Origin of the sequence: Salinisphaera sp. RV14 (assembly GCF_052044135.1) — a bacterium.
Lineage (GTDB): Bacteria > Pseudomonadota > Gammaproteobacteria > Nevskiales > Salinisphaeraceae > Salinisphaera.
On sequence record NZ_JBQDYF010000006.1, the window covers coordinates 133,499 to 147,530 of the forward strand.

General features: G+C 66.6%; 17 protein-coding genes. 5 read left to right on the plus strand and 12 right to left on the minus strand.

Features of this window, described 5'->3' with window-relative positions; all coding sequences use genetic code 11:
- Window positions 1-58: 58 nt before the first annotated feature.
- The 4 genes from ACS8Y6_RS08485 to ACS8Y6_RS08500 form a co-directional block, all read right to left on the minus strand.
- Window positions 59-448 carry a DUF2237 family protein gene (locus ACS8Y6_RS08485; RefSeq protein ID WP_440849296.1) on the minus strand — a complete coding sequence of 130 codons (390 nt, stop codon included), beginning with the start codon at window positions 446-448 and terminating at the stop codon, window positions 59-61.
- Entirely contained in the window at window positions 445-648 is a 204-nt protein-coding gene (locus ACS8Y6_RS08490) for a hypothetical protein (RefSeq protein ID WP_440849295.1), read from the minus strand. The genes ACS8Y6_RS08485 and ACS8Y6_RS08490 overlap by 4 nt, the downstream gene beginning before the upstream one ends.
- The gene (locus tag ACS8Y6_RS08495) at window positions 641-1,447 is read right to left on the minus strand and encodes a phytanoyl-CoA dioxygenase family protein (RefSeq protein WP_440849294.1); all 807 of its coding nucleotides are present in this window, start codon (window positions 1,445-1,447) and stop codon (window positions 641-643) included. The genes ACS8Y6_RS08490 and ACS8Y6_RS08495 overlap by 8 nt, the downstream gene beginning before the upstream one ends.
- Before the next feature lie 401 nt (window positions 1,448-1,848).
- Entirely contained in the window at window positions 1,849-2,346 is a 498-nt protein-coding gene (locus ACS8Y6_RS08500) for a DUF2147 domain-containing protein (protein ID WP_440849293.1), read from the minus strand.
- Between the two features lie 226 nt (window positions 2,347-2,572).
- Here ACS8Y6_RS08500 and ACS8Y6_RS08505 point away from each other — a divergent pair, with 226 nt between their 5' ends.
- Entirely contained in the window at window positions 2,573-2,902 is a 330-nt protein-coding gene (locus ACS8Y6_RS08505; RefSeq protein WP_440855384.1) for a hypothetical protein, read from the plus strand.
- Here the strand turns inward: ACS8Y6_RS08505 and ACS8Y6_RS08510 are convergent.
- Window positions 2,865-3,407 carry a DUF3015 family protein gene (locus ACS8Y6_RS08510; protein WP_440855385.1) on the minus strand — a complete coding sequence of 181 codons (543 nt, stop codon included), beginning with the start codon at window positions 3,405-3,407 and terminating at the stop codon, window positions 2,865-2,867. The genes ACS8Y6_RS08505 and ACS8Y6_RS08510 overlap by 38 nt on opposite strands.
- Window positions 3,408-3,484: 77 nt before the next feature.
- Between ACS8Y6_RS08510 and ACS8Y6_RS08515 the strand changes: the two genes are divergently transcribed.
- Window positions 3,485-4,417 carry a haloalkane dehalogenase gene (locus ACS8Y6_RS08515; protein WP_440855386.1) on the plus strand — a complete coding sequence of 311 codons (933 nt, stop codon included), beginning with the start codon at window positions 3,485-3,487 and terminating at the stop codon, window positions 4,415-4,417.
- Here the strand turns inward: ACS8Y6_RS08515 and ACS8Y6_RS08520 are convergent.
- Window positions 4,414-4,914, minus strand: coding sequence for a metallophosphoesterase family protein (locus tag ACS8Y6_RS08520; RefSeq protein WP_440849289.1), 501 nt, complete (start codon window positions 4,912-4,914; stop codon window positions 4,414-4,416). The genes ACS8Y6_RS08515 and ACS8Y6_RS08520 overlap by 4 nt on opposite strands.
- Before the next feature lie 72 nt (window positions 4,915-4,986).
- On the opposite strand from ACS8Y6_RS08520, the gene ACS8Y6_RS08525 reads away from it, so the two are divergent.
- Entirely contained in the window at window positions 4,987-5,718 is a 732-nt protein-coding gene (locus ACS8Y6_RS08525) for a ParA family protein (protein WP_440849288.1), read from the plus strand.
- Between the two features lie 279 nt (window positions 5,719-5,997).
- Here ACS8Y6_RS08525 and ACS8Y6_RS08530 read toward each other — a convergent pair whose 3' ends face one another.
- On the minus strand, window positions 5,998-6,585 hold the full coding sequence (locus ACS8Y6_RS08530; RefSeq protein WP_440849287.1) for a pseudouridine synthase: 588 nt from the start codon (window positions 6,583-6,585) through the stop codon (window positions 5,998-6,000).
- Window positions 6,586-6,592: 7 nt separating this feature from the next.
- Entirely contained in the window at window positions 6,593-9,181 is a 2,589-nt protein-coding gene (gene mprF / locus ACS8Y6_RS08535; RefSeq protein ID WP_440849286.1) for a bifunctional lysylphosphatidylglycerol flippase/synthetase MprF, read from the minus strand.
- A 343-nt stretch (window positions 9,182-9,524) separates the two neighbouring features.
- On the opposite strand from mprF, the gene ACS8Y6_RS08540 reads away from it, so the two are divergent.
- Entirely contained in the window at window positions 9,525-10,022 is a 498-nt protein-coding gene (locus ACS8Y6_RS08540) for a universal stress protein (RefSeq protein WP_440849285.1), read from the plus strand.
- 110 nt (window positions 10,023-10,132) lie between these two features.
- Here ACS8Y6_RS08540 and ACS8Y6_RS08545 read toward each other — a convergent pair whose 3' ends face one another.
- A complete protein-coding gene (locus tag ACS8Y6_RS08545) occupies window positions 10,133-10,726 on the minus strand; it encodes a pyridoxine/pyridoxamine 5'-phosphate oxidase (RefSeq protein ID WP_440855387.1) in 594 nt (197 codons plus the stop codon).
- A 128-nt stretch (window positions 10,727-10,854) separates the two neighbouring features.
- Between ACS8Y6_RS08545 and ACS8Y6_RS08550 the strand changes: the two genes are divergently transcribed.
- Entirely contained in the window at window positions 10,855-11,286 is a 432-nt protein-coding gene (locus ACS8Y6_RS08550; protein ID WP_440849283.1) for a universal stress protein, read from the plus strand.
- Between the two features lie 106 nt (window positions 11,287-11,392).
- On the opposite strand, the gene ACS8Y6_RS08555 is transcribed toward ACS8Y6_RS08550, so the two are convergent.
- The 3 genes from ACS8Y6_RS08555 to ACS8Y6_RS08565 are packed head-to-tail and all read right to left on the minus strand — an operon-like array spanning window position 11,393 to window position 13,757.
- Window positions 11,393-12,136: an amino acid ABC transporter ATP-binding protein gene (locus ACS8Y6_RS08555; protein WP_440849282.1), complete on the minus strand. Its 744-nt coding sequence runs from the start codon at window positions 12,134-12,136 to the stop codon at window positions 11,393-11,395.
- Window positions 12,133-12,960 (minus strand): amino acid ABC transporter permease, encoded by an 828-nt coding sequence (locus ACS8Y6_RS08560; RefSeq protein WP_440849281.1) that lies wholly within the window; start codon window positions 12,958-12,960, stop codon window positions 12,133-12,135. The genes ACS8Y6_RS08555 and ACS8Y6_RS08560 overlap by 4 nt, the downstream gene beginning before the upstream one ends.
- A gap of 8 nt (window positions 12,961-12,968) precedes the next feature.
- On the minus strand, window positions 12,969-13,757 hold the full coding sequence (locus ACS8Y6_RS08565; protein ID WP_440849280.1) for an ABC transporter substrate-binding protein: 789 nt from the start codon (window positions 13,755-13,757) through the stop codon (window positions 12,969-12,971).
- Between the last annotated feature and the right edge of the window lie 275 nt (window positions 13,758-14,032).

A 14,032-nucleotide genomic window follows, 5' to 3' on the forward strand; every position in this document is an offset into this window, starting at 1 on the left:
GAGCAAAAGCGTTGCCGTCAGCCTAGCGTGCATCGAGAGCGTCTGCGAGCAAGACGGGCTACGACAGATCGATGGCATGCGCCTTGAGAGCCGCCAGCGGCACGATCTCGAGTGCCGCTTCATGCGTGGCGGTCAGCGCCACGCGCGGCGGCACACCGGCCGCGAAGGCCTCGGCCCAGCGCGCGGCGCACAGGCACCAGCGATCACCCGCACCCAGCCCCGGGAAATCGAATGCGGGCCGTGGCGAGGCCAGATCGTTGCCACGTGTCGCCGAGAAGGCCAGAAAATCGTCGGTCATCACGGCACAGACCACGTGGCGGCCGGCGTCCTCCGGTCCGGTATGACAGAAGCCGTCGCGGTAGAAGCCGGTGACCGGCGCATCGCAGCACCCGCTCAACGGCTCGCCGAGTACATTACGGGCGGTGGAGACGGGGGCACGCGTGCTCATTGCTGTTGCTGCATTTTCTGCTGCTGCATCGGCAGCTGATCGAGGGCATCGAGCAGGCCCTGGCTATTGAGTCGGCCCGGCTGGCTGGCTGGGAGCGTGCCGTCCCTGCCGATCCGCACGTCCCGGAAGCCGTCCACGGTATGCCGTTTCTGCAGCCTGGACCGATCGGGCAGGTTGTCGATGTGCGAGAGATTACGCATGCGATGCCTCTCGGACCTGGATGGCCGGCCGGCGCGCCGAGCGGGTGCCTGCCACCGGCGCGTTGTCGCGGCCGAAATAACTGGTGACCACGGCGATCTTGCGTTCCGGGCCGGCATTGGCGCCCGCGGCATGGAACAACCCGGCATGAAAGAACAGGACATCGCCCGGCGCCAGCTCGGCGTATTCGGCGGTGGCGATCAGCTCGGCATTGGCCGGCAGATCCTCGCGCAGGAATTGGGCGTCGTCGAGCCGGTCCGCACCGATTTCCATGCGGTGCGAGCCGGGCAGTAGACGCATGCAGCCGTTTTCCGGCGTTTCGTCGCCCAGCGCCAGCCAGGCATTGACCAGATGGGGTCGTGCGAACGACCAGTAGCGCAGATCGCGATGCCATGCCGTCGCCGAGGAATAGGCCGGGGCCTTGGTCATCACGCAATTGTGGTGGTTGGGCGTCAACCAGACCGTGGTGGAGTCCAGCAACTGGGCGACGATGGCCGTCAGCCGGTCGTCGGCCGCCCAATCGGCGAACCAGTGATCGCGATCAAAGGCGTCGAGCAACCGGCGAACGGTGTCGCCGCCCTCGGCCAGCCGCGAAGCCGGCGCGCCGGGATAGGCCACATCGGCCTCGTATTCAAGCGGTTCGACCGCGCGTTCCAGGTGATCCAGCGCAATGCTGCGCATCGCGGCAATGCGCTCGGCATTGGCCAGCTGCCGCATGACGAGGAAGCCGTCGCGCGCGAACACTTCATTCTGCGCCGGCGTCAGACGCGGTTGCAGGGCGGTTTCGCTGGGCGTGGTCATGCACTGATTCTAGGGCCTGTTGCCGTTTCGTGCGAGTCCGCGCCAAGCGCTGTGTTGCGGCAAGACGAGGCGTAGTGCGCGCCGTGCAGTCACTCTGCACAAGCGTGCTACAACACTGGATTGCCGCAACACAGCGCTTGTCCCGAAGGGTTGGGCCGCCCATAAAAAATTTACTAGGGGCGCCCGGCGGCGTTGCAAGTCTTGATCGTGGCACGCCACGACCGGCGACTCGCGCCTTGCCGGACACGATTTGTGGTCTCCAACGCGGCGCTCGCACGAAACGGCAACAGGCCCTAAAGTCGAAACCTGTGCTTGCCTACGTCCGCAAGCCGATTGTGGTTGCGGCATACGCCCCGGGGCGGCGAATCGCCGGGCTCCGGGGCGCGGCCGCGGTGTCGCGATCAGCTTCCCGATTGCGGCGCGGCGCCGACCGGGTGATGCAACAGATTCTGGTGCACATGCTCGGCCCTGGGGTCGATACGGTGCCAGGTCTGGGTCTTGCCGAACAGACTGACGCCGATGTAACCGCGTGCGTCGAGCGTGTCCGGTCCCTTGAGCGTGGCCTTCGCCTTATAGGTCTTGCCGCTGTTCGGATCGTAGATGTGGCCGCCGTCGTATTCCCCGTGGCCCTGGTATTTCAGTCCGTGCAGGATCACGATGCCGAGCAGGCGGCGCCCGCGCTTGTCGGGATCGGGGTTTTTTGTGTCATAGCGGGGTTTGCCGCTGGCTGACCCGACGATCCGGCCCGCATAACGGCCGCCGTTGTTGTAGACCTGTACGTAGCCTCCGGTCTTGGTCTGCCAGACGCCGGTGATGTCGTCGGACTTGTCATTGGCCGCCGCGGCGGGCAGGGCGGCCATGAGCAGGCATAGAACGGCACTCAGAATGGTTAGGCGCATGGGGTTCTCCTCCCGTTGATTGTTTGTAGTGAAGGTGGCGCCGTGTGTCCGTACGGAAAATGAACGGCATCTTTTCAGATGCTATCCCGAGTGCACCGGCGTCGGCCACAGTTCGTTGCCAGGCTGTTGCGTGCTCCGGCGTATGGTGCGGTGGGTGCGAACGGGCATAAAAAAACCGGCGCCGCGAACGACGCCGGTTTCGATGACGGGCCAAAGGCCGTCTTACTTGCTGTTGTTCGACATGCTGTTGTTCGACATGTCGTTGTTGCTCATCGAATTGCCGGACATGGTATTGCCGGACATGGTGTTACCAGCCGTCGATCCTCCCGACATGCTGTTCGAACTCATGCTGTTACTCGACATCGAGTTCGACGACATGCCGTTGTCGGAGGCGGTATTGCCGCTGTTGTTGTTACCGCAGGCCGCCAGGCCGGTCGACAGCAGAGCGGCAGCGGTAACCAGAATAACTTTCTTCATTTTCGATGCCTTCCTGAGGGAATTTGAGTTGAATGTCCGCGCTATCCAGCTTGCGCGTCAATTCTGGATACGATTGTAGAAGCCGAGACCGACCGATCGCTGAACAGTGCGTGATAATGCGCTTGCATCCAGCGTGCCAACGCGCGATTGTCAGGCTTGCGCAAAAGAACAGCCAGCGCATCGATATCCTCGCCGCCACCGGCAGCGGCCTGGCGTGCCAGTTGCCGGCGCTGCGATCGCACGAACGCGTCGGCATCGGCGTAGCGGGGCACATCCGGCCGGGTCACGGAGGCATGGCTGGTGGCCCGGCTTACATGCGCCATGCCCTTGAGCGTGGTCACGGAAGCCTGGCCGGCCCGCCGCGTCGTGCTTGAAAGCGCGGTGCAGCCGGCCAGCAGCAACAACGCGCTCATCAGGCCGATGACAACGACCGGCCGCCGAAGCCGGGATTGGATCATTAAATGGAGCATAAACCCGACGCCAGCGCCTGTTGTGTGTGAGTTCGCGTCATCAATTTCGCCTGTATTTCCATGCTTGGCAATGAGGCGGAAAAGTGCCGAAACCGCACGCTCGATTCGCGGCAACAGACCCTAGCGTGTTGTCTTGATACGCTCAAGCGCGGATCGGGACCGCCGACCGCTGCCGGAGGCAGGTTTTGCGCATGAGACCGAATCGATCGTCGAGCGATTCAGCGACGTGTCTGCGCACGCCCGCCGACCGCTTCGAAGCCCTGCCGGATTTCGACTATCCGGCCGCTTGTACGGATGTCGGCGGCGGCGTGCAGATGGCGCACGTCGAGGTCGGCCCGCGCCGTCGCCGGCCGATCGTCCTGATGCACGGCGAGCCGACATGGGGCTTTGTTTATCGGTCCATGATCCGGCCGCTCGCCGCCGCGGGGTATCGGGTGTTGGTGCCGGACCTGATCGGTTTCGGCCGCTCGGACAAGCCGGTGGCGATCGTCGCGCACAGTTATCGCGCCCATGTGGGCTGGGTACGCGCCTGGTTGGATGCGCTGGGTCTGTCCGACATCACACTCTTTGCCCAGGATTGGGGCGCTCTGATCGGTTTGCGTCTGGTGGCTGAACGGCCCGCGCGTTTTGCCCGGGTTTTCGTGGGCAACGGCTTTCTGCTGACCGGCGATGAGCCCCGTCGGCCACTGATGTCCGCCTGGCGGGCTTTCGCCCGATATTCCCCGGTTTTCCCGGTCGGCGCGATGTTGCAGGCCGGGACCCGGCGCTGGTTGTCACGTGCGGAAAGGGCTGCCTATGCCGCGCCGTTTCCCGACGCCCGCTACATGGCCGGGCCGCGGGCACTGCCGCGCCTGCTGCCCCTGTCGCCGCACGATCCCGAGCAGGCCGCCAACCGCGCGGCGTGGGCATCGCTCGAACGCTTCGCGCGTCCCTTTCATACCTGTTTTTCCGATGGCGACCCGGTCACGCGCGGTGGCGATCGTGTCTTTCGCGAACGCGTTGCCGGCGCGGGCGCGGCGCGCCACTGCACCGTCTCCCGGGCCGGTCATTTCCTGCAGGAGGACGCCGGCGACACGATCGCGCGATTCATGCTCGCGCAGCTGCGTCGGCCGGATGATCGCTAGCCTTGCCGCGTACGCCGCCTGCCCGCAAGCGGCTCGAATACCACCGGTTCGACACGCCACGCGCCTGCTTCGGCGATGAGCTCGATATAGCCCGGCCCGCCGTAGGCCCGGCTCTTGCCGGCCGCGCCGGGGTTGAGTAGCCAGGGGGTGTCCCCGGTTTCCAGCATGCGACGATGACTGTGGCCGCAGACCACCGCGCGCGCTTCGGGAAATTCGGCACGCAGCCGGCGATGGCGTGTCCGCGCCGGCCATTGGTGGCCGTGCATCATCGCCAATCGTCCACCCGGCAGCTCGCGGCTCACCGCCTCGGGCCAGGGGGCGTCCGCCGGGTCGTTGTTGCCGGAGACGATGATCGTCTCGTCGGCGAGCGCCGCAAGTGCGGCGGCGATGCCGTCGCCGACGTCGCCAGCGTGCCAGATCAGCGCCGCGCCCGCCGCGCACTCGGCGATACGCGGGTCGAGAAAGCCGTGGGTATCGGCCAGGATGACGATTCGCATCGGGGCAATATAGCAAGGGCTGGCTCGCTGCCACGCATGCACGCGCGATGCGTTTGTCGTAACCTTGGGCGCATGAAAACCTGGGCGCTGTACAGTCTGAAAGGTGGTGTCGGCAAGACGGCCGCCGCGGTCAACCTCGCCTACGAGGCGGCTGCGGCCGGCCGCCATGTGCTGCTCTGGGATCTCGACCCGCAGGGCGCGGCGAGCTGGTATTTCGGCATCGACGAACCGGCCGGCATCTCGGCCAAGAAGATCGTGGCCGGCAGTGTGCCGCTGGGCCGCTACGTAAAGCCCACGGCCTACGAGCGGCTGTCGGTATTGCCGGGCGATCGGGGTTATCGCCAATGGGACGCCGAGATCCATGCGGCCAAGAGCCCGCGCAAGGTGCTGGAGCGGCTGATTGAACCGTTTTCGGAGACCTACTCCCTGCTGATTCTCGACTGCCCGCCGGGCATCGGCGCGCTGGCGACGGCGATCCTGCGGGCCGCGGATCGTGTGCTCGTGCCGGTCGTCCCCACGCCGCTGTCGCTGCGGGCGCTGGACGAGGTGCTGGAGCACATCGCGGAAAAAAAAGTCGGCAAGACCGGAGTGCGGCCGTTCTTTGCCATGGCGGATCGCCGCCGCCGCCTGCACCGACAGCTGATCGAACAGCCGCCGGAGAGCATGGCCCAGGCGCCCGAGGTATTCATCGACTACAGCAGCCATGTCGAACAGATGGGCACCCATCGCGCGCCCGTGCGCGCATTCGCGCCCCGCAGCCGCGCCGCCGCCCAGTTCACCGCGCTGTACCGCGCGCTGGACTAGCGTCCCGTAGCGTCAATTCACTGCCCTGTTTCGGCGCTTTTTCGCGCCGCAAGCGTTATTAACCCGGCACGAAAATAGATGATTTTTCGGGTTAATAGCGCGAGTATGCGACCGCATGCTCGCCGCGGCCATTGGCCGCGAAGCCTTTGAAAATAAAAGACGGACAGGCGCCGGCTTTTATTTTTGAAGGCGTTGAAAACAGCTGATGAAGTCAGCTGTTTTGTTGCCGGATTAATCACAGGCCCGCCGGCGCGGTGCCGTGTGAAACGGCAATAACCCTTAGAAATCCCGCCACTGGCCGGGCCTGAGGTCGCCGAGGCGCCAGCCGCCGATGGCGATGCGTACCAGGCGCAGCGTGGGCAGGTCGACCGCCGCGGTCATGCGTCGGACCTGGCGGTTGCGGCCCTCGGTGATGGTGATCGCCAGCCATTGCGTCGGCACGGTCTTGCGATAGCGCACCGGTGGCTGGCGGGGCCAGAGCGTGGGCTCGTCGATGCAGACGACATCGGCCGGCGCGGTCGGGCCGTCCTTGATCGTCGGACCGGCGCGCAGGGCGGCGAGCTGGTGCGCGTCCGGCGTGCCTTCCACCTGCGCCCAATAGGTCTTGGGCATCCCGCGTTGCGGCTGGGTGATCTTGGCGTTGAGCTTGCCGTTATTGGTCAGCAGCAACAGCCCCTCGCTGTCGCGATCCAGCCGGCCGGCCGGGTAGACGCCCGGCACATCGACATAATCGGCCAGCGTCGCGCGGCCGGCGTCGTCGGTGAACTGCGATAGCACGTCGAACGGCTTGTTGAGCCCGATCAGGCGCGTGGGCGCCGACGGGCGCGGGCGTTTTCGCCGCGGGGCGGTTGCGGACCGGGCCGGCATGAGCCGCTCAGTGCCCGATGATATGGCGGTAGCCGCCGGCCACCAGGGCGGCGAGATCGAGCTGTAGCGCGGACAGGCCGGCCTCCGGCGGGTAAGCCAGATACATCGATTGCCAGACCGGGTGCCATTTTTCCTTGAATGCGCGCAGCCCCTTGTAGTTGTAGAAGCGGTTGCCGTGCTCGAAGGCAAGGCGGGCGAGTTGTTCGGCGGTGCTGGCCCACGGCGTGTCACCCACGCCCGCCAGCGGTGCCATGCCGAGATTGAACCAGTGGTAGCCCATGGCCTGTGCCTCCTGCATCAGGCGCACGAACAGGAAATCCATGGTGCCGCCGGGCGCGCGCTCGAGATGACGCATCAGGTCGATCGAGAATTCCTCGCGATGCCCGTAGCTTGGCAGAATGCTGGCGAAGGCGAGCAACGTACCCTCGCCGTCGCGGACCAGGGCCACAGGGGCGCGCTGGATATAGTTGGCGTCGAAGCGCCCGAGCGAGAATGACTTCTCGGTCGGTTTCTCGCCGAGCCAGTCGTCGGAGACCACCCGCAGTTCGCCCATGAGTGTGGTGTCGAAGGGCGGCTCGCGCCGTTCGAAGGTCAGCCCCAGGCGGTTGCCGCGATTGATCGCGCCGCGTTTGTCTTCGTTGCGTCGGCCCGTCATCGTGAAATCGCTCAGGTCGACACGCCCGATTTCGCCCAGCTTGAACAGGGCGAAGCCGTGGTCGAGATAGTCCGAAAGATAATCGGGCCCGACCTGGTAGAACACCGGTGTGCAATGCGCGGCTTCGGCGAAACGCCGGAAATCGGCGATCGCCGCGCGGCGCGCCTCGCTGTCGCCGACGGGATCGCCGAGGGCGACCAGGCGGTTGCGAATGGCGGCAAAGCCGATCATCGCCCGGTCGTCGGCGCTGTAGCGCAGCGTCTTGTCGCCCAGCAGCATGAGGTGGGAATAGCCGTTGGAGCCATGTCTGCCGAGCCACTCGACCAGCCCATCCAGGTCGCTCGCCGTCGGCGGTGCCAGCTCGGGACGCGGCCAGCGGGGCCAGCTCCAGGCCATGAGCACGATCACGCTGATCAGCGCGATCATCAGTCCGCGCAGGAAACGCGGTCCGTGCGCGCCGAAATTGAAGTGAAAGACGCTGGCGCCGTGCGCCGGGTAAAACGCCTCGCCGATGATGAAATAGACGGCGAGCGCAGCCGCGAGCGTGGCGAGCCACTGCCATTCGCCGAGTTGGCGGGCCAGGCTGCCGCGGCGGTCGAACGAGGCGCGATTGAGCCAGAGTACGCCGGCCACCGCCACCAGCATCAGGCTCGTACCCCAGTCCAGGCCGCGCATCAGGCCGAAGGCCGCACCCGCGACGAGCAGGCCGAGCGCCAGCCAGAGCGCGCGCGTCAACCGCAGCGACAGGCCGCGGGCCGCAAACACCAGTGTCAGGCCCACCGCCACGCTCGCCATGTGGCTGGCCTCGACCGCGCCCAGCGGCAGCCAGGCGTGCAGCAGGCGCGTGTGAGCGATCAGGTTGGGAAAAGCCGCGCCGGCCAGCAGCACCACGCCGCAGGCGGCGGTCAGCCAGGCCAGCACGCGAATCCCCAGATCGACCACACGCCCGACCGGCCAGGCCATGAGCTGGATCGCCGGATGCGTGCGTACGGTTTCGGCCAGCCGGGTCGCGCGCAGCTCGTTGGCCCCCAGTGCCAGCGCCAAGATGAGCGGTACCAGATAATAAGCCACACGGTAGAGCACGAGCGCGGCCACCGCGGTGGCCGCATTGACGTCGTGCGCGGCCAGAAGCGCCACCAGCGTGACGTCGAACACGCCGAGCCCGCCGGGCAGGAAACTGAGCATGCCGAGCGTGGCCGCCAGCGCGAAGGCGGCAATCACCGCGGCCGGCGACACGTCGGCGCCGAGTACCGCCAGACAGCCCCACAGCAACGCGCCGGCGATCGCCCAGTCGATCACCGAGGCCGCCATGAAAACGGCGGCCTGCCAGGGGCGGATGCGTTCGATGGCCTGCAGCGGGCCGATGTGCAGCAGCGATGTCGTAGCGAGCACGAAATACGCCGGCAGGTAGAGTGCGATGACGCCGAGCGCGATCAGGACCAGCAGCTCCGGGACCGGTGTGGCCGCCAGAATCGCCGGACGCATGATCAGAGTCACCCAGGCCAGCGCCGACAATCCCAACGGCGAAGCGCTGGCCACCAGCGTCGCGTAGCGCACGGCGGCCGCGGTGGCCGCGCCGTCACGCGTGAGCAGCAACACCCGCAGCCCGGAACCGGTGATGCCCGACAGGCTCGCGATGTTGTTGATGCCGTTGGCCAGCATGCCCAGGCGCAGACTGGTGGCCGCGCGTCGGTCGAGGCCGATGAAGCGGGCCGCCAGCACGTCATAGCTCGACATGACCGCAATCGCGAGCAGCCCGCCGAGGCCCAGCACCCCGAGCAGGATCGTTGGCACGCTGGCCAGCGCATGCTGGATCGCGGCCAGGTTCACATGTCTCGATTCGACCAGCAGCAGCGCGGCAACGACCGCGATCAGCAGCAGTGGTGCGAACCGGCGCAGGCGTGCCGTGGTGGCACGGTGGTCGACTGAGGTATCGGACATGACGTCTTCCCGGGGGAACCGTGGCCAGGCGCAAGGGCCCAGCGTGTGCGCGCATCGTACATGCCCCGGTGGTCGCTTGATGCCGGCGGCCGTTTCACCTGAACGCGGGTACGGCGCGTGCCCTGCAAAATTTTTGTAAAGCAAAAGGCGACGCGATCAGCACGCCTGTTCAGCCAGGGCTCGGCGAGCGCGAGCAGGGACGCAGTGGGCGGCGACATGTCCCCGTGAAACCGCCCCGCGGTATCGCGCACCGGTACGCCGCGGTTGATCCGGATCAATCGTGCGTCGCCGCCGAACGCCGACACTGGGGACTCGCTTCCGCCCACCGATCGAGGTGCTCATCATGCCGCAAACGATACTCGTACCACTGGATCTCCACCAACCCGCGGTATTCGACAGCGTGTTCGAAGCCGTCGGTCGCCAGGTTCGCATCGAGCCGGCCACGGTGGTATTGCTCAACGTGGAGCTCGGGCATTACGCCACCGCCTATCCGTACATGGATTCCGATTACGTGGCGCGCTATACCCGGCATGCCCGCAAGGAGCTCACCCGGATCGGCGAGGAACGGCTGGACGATCGCTGCGACTGGCGCATCGAAGTCGAGCTCGGGCCGGTCGCCCGGACGATCGTGCGAGCCGCCGACCGGCTCGAGGCCGATCTGATCATCCTGGCCTCGCACAACCCCGTGGTCTGGGACGTGTTCCTGGGCAGCACCGCCGCCCAGGTGGTCAAGCACGCACGGCACTCGGTGCTGGTGGTGCGGCAAGCCAATGATGTCGAAGAGGATGCGTCGAAGGGCGCGAAAACCGAGCGCGATACCGCCGGCTCGTCGGCCGGCTGAGGCGTCCGGCGCCCGGGCCGCGTGCGCCGGATGCCACGCTCGATTTTTGCCGCCGTACCCGGCCCGCCGTTCGGCACCGGCGTGTCCGCGGGAGGCGGCGGCCGTATCGGTTACGGCGGCTGGCGGGTGACCTGCCAGCCGCCGCCGCTTTCCCGCTGATAGACCTGGCGATAGCGCGCCCGGTCCCAGCCCGCGCTCCAGAATTCGACGCGTTCGGGCAGCAGGCGATAGCCCTGCCACTGATCGGGCCGTGGCGGGTGTTCGAAGCTGTAGCGCTGCCGGGTGCTGGCGAGCCGCTTGGCCAGATTCTCGTCGTCGGTCGGGTCCGGCGTCGCGTCCAGGGCCTTGGCCACGAGCGCGCTCTCGCGCGGGCGTTTGCGCCACAGCAGGTCGGCAGTCGGTTCATCGAGCACTTCGCAGCGCCCCTCGACGACGGTCTGTTGCTCGATCTTGCGCCAGTAGAAACACAGCGCGGCGTACGGGTTCCAGAGCAGTTGCCGGCCCTTGCCGCTGAACGTGTTGACGAAGAACGCGACGCCGTCGGGCAGCAGGTGAACGTAGACCGTGCGCGCCGATGGGCGGTTCAGTGCGGAATCCACCGTCGCCAGCGTGGCGGCCAACGGTTCGATCTCGCCGGCCTGGTAGGCGTGCTCGATGACGCGAGCGATATCCGCCAGCGGATCGAGGCTGTCGTCGGTATGCATGATGAATCTGCCGCCGTGTCCCGTGATGGCATCATGGCCCGGCGCCGGTGCGGCAGTCTTGATCCGGATCAAGCCTGGGCCCGCCGCGCGCGGTGACGATGGACGCAGGGCCATCAGCGGGTGCGATCATGGCGCACAAGATTCTGCTACCGATCGATCTGGAACAAACGCACGACCTGGACGATGTTTTCGCGGCCGCGCTCGAACAGGCGGCCATGCACGACAGTACGTTCATCGTTCTGAGTGTGCTGCCGCGGCTGTCGCTGGGCTATTTTCCCTCGATCGAGCGCCGTTACATGCACAAGATCACGGGCGAGGCCCAGCGTCATCTGGACCGTATGGCTCAGGAGCGACTGGGCACCCGATTCGCCTGGAGCGCCCATGTGCTGACTGGCTCGGCGGGCCGCATGATCGTGCATGCCGCCGACGATCATGAGGTCAACCTGATCGTGATGGCCTCGCACAACCCGTGCCGTAGCGATGTGCTGCTGGGCAGCGTCGCCAGCTGGGTGGTCCGGCATGCGAGGCACTCGGTTCTGGTCGTGCGGCCGGCGGCTTAGCGCCGGTTCCAACCGACGCTTGGCGTTGCCCGCGGCAGCGGCCGCGGACCACCGACGCAGGCCGGGGGCGGGTCGTGGCGTGAAGGCGGCACGAACCCGGCAGGTCCTAACCCGACACCGACACCCGCTGTAGAAAGTCGCGGGTGCGCTCGATGCGTGGCTGGCCGAGCACTTGTGCGGGGGCACCCTGTTCGACGATGCGCCCGGCATCCATGAACACCACCCGGTCGGCGACTTCGCGCGCGAAGCCCATCTCGTGGGTGACCACGATCATTGTCGTGCCGGCATCGGCGAGCCGCCGCATGACCGTCAGCACATCGCCGACCAGCTCGGGGTCGAGCGCCGATGTCGGTTCGTCGAACAGCATCAGCGCCGGGTCCATCGCCAGGGCCCGGGCGATCGCCACGCGCTGTTGCTGGCCGCCCGACAATTCGCTGGGATAGGCCGTGGCGCGATCGGCCAGACCGACCCATTCGAGCTGTTGCCGGGCCTTGCGCTCGGCATCCGCGCGCTTGAGGCCGAGCACCGTGCGCAGGGCCAGCGCGCAGTTGTCGAGCACGTTGCGATGGGCGAACAGATTGAACTGCTGAAACACCATGCCGATCTGGCGTCGGGCGGCGTCGATATCGCAGTCCGGATCGGTGAGATCGACACCGGCGACGACGACGCGCCCGGCGTCCGGCGTTTCCAGCCGGTTCACGCAGCGCAGCAGGGTCGACTTGCCCGAGCCCGACGGCCCGATCACGCACACCACTTCGCCGCGCGCGACTTTCAGATCGATATCGTCGAGCACGCGTCTGCCGGCAAAGGTCTTGGCCACGCCGGCCAGTTCCACCAGGGCGGCGCTCATGCCGGGCGCCCGGCCGCGGCGCGGGCTTCCATGCGTCGCACCAGTAGCGACAGCGGCAGCGTGATGATCAGATAGCCGAGGCCGGCCACCACCAGCGGCGTGATGTTGACGTGGTTGTTCGCGGCGGCACGGCCGAACTTGGTCAGATCGAAATCGGCCGCCGACAGGCCGACGATGAACACCAGCGAGGAATCCTTGATCAGCATGATCAGTTCGTTGGTCAGTGGCGGAATCATCAGGCGGAACGCCTGTGGCAGGGTGATCTGGCGCAGGGTCTGCGCCGGTGTCAGGCCCAGCGAGCGGGCGGCCTCGATCTGGCCGCGAGGCACGGCCAGAATACCGGCGCGGATGGTCTCGGCCATATAAGCGCTGCCGACGATGCCAAGCGCCGCCCAGACCGTGCCGTAGGGCGAAAACGGGATGGCCAGCCCCTGGAACGCCAGCGGCAGCAGCGACAGCGCGATGAATACGATCAGCGCCGGCAGCCCGCGGAAGAACTCGATATAGAGCGTCGCCAGCCAGCGATAGGGCGCGACCTCGGACAAGCGCATCAGCGCCAGCAGGGTGCCGGCCGCCAGGCCGATCACGAAACCGCCGGCGCTGTAGACGAGCGTGTTCCACAACGCCCGCCACAGACCGTGGACGGCAGTGTTCACGATCAGCGCCGGATCGAAGAAGGTATGCCCGATCGTCGGCCAGTCGGCCATGTACGCGGCGAGCGCGAGTATGAGCGCGAGGACGATGTACTGGAGCGCGCGGCGTCGACGCGCGCGCTGGCGCGGGCTGCGGCCGGTGTTTGCGGGCTGTGGGTCGGTCGCGGCCATGCCTTCGATCAGGGCGCGCTGGATGTCGGTGCGTGGCCGAACCAGTGGCGGTACCGGGCCGCGTAGGTGCCATTCTTGCGGGCCTTGGCGAGCACATCGTTCAATCGGCCGATCAGTTTGTCGGCGTTGTCGTTGTCCTTGGCCGCCATGAAGCCGTAACGTTCGCCGGTATCGAATGTCTGCGCGACCCGCGTGTCGGGGTTGCGGGCGGCGTAGTAAGCCATCGGGCCATTGTCGCCGATCGCGGCTGCCACCTTGCCCGCGCTCACGGCCGTGGTCATCAGCGCGAGATCGTCGAACACCACGGGTGTGTAGTGGTATTGCTCGGCGTGTTTTTTCGCATACACCGCGCCGGTGGTGTCGGTCTGCATGCCGAGCCGCTTGTGGGCCAGATCGGCCAGACTCGACACGCCGGCCTTTCTGGAGACCAGCAGGGCCTGCGTCGCCTTGAAGTAAGGCGCGGAGAACTGGACGGCCTTCTTGCGGGCGGCGGTGATGGTCGCACCGCCCATCGCCAGATCGCATTTATGGGCCGCGAAGGCGGCGCCGCTGGTGATCTGGCTCCAGTCCATGCTCACCACATCGAGTTTGACGCCGAGATTGTTCGCGAGCAGCCGCATGAGATCGACGTCGAAGCCGACCACCTTGCCGGCGTCGTTGGTGAACTCGAACGGCTTGTAGGGCAGGTGCGTGCACACCGTCAATTGCTGCCGATCGACCAGATGAATGCCGTCGACCGTTCCGCCCGACTGCCGGGAACAGGCGCCGAGCCCGAGCGTGAGCAGCAGCAGGGCCATGATCGGGAGAAGGCGGCGAAGCCGGCGGAATCGGATGGCGCGCACGGGGTGTCCGGATTCGGTAAGGGAGTTGATGGCCTATCAGTTTGCCATAGACTGAGCATAAAGCCCGGCGTCATGATGTCGTAGCCGTTGCACTCGCGCCGCCCGGCATCGCCAGCCCGGACCGGGCCGGGTGAACGGCAAGCGAGCCGGGAAAACAACACTTGGGACGGCGCCGCAAATAACACAGTATGTGGACTGCCTATGCACTTCGCGTGGTCGCCCGTTGGGGG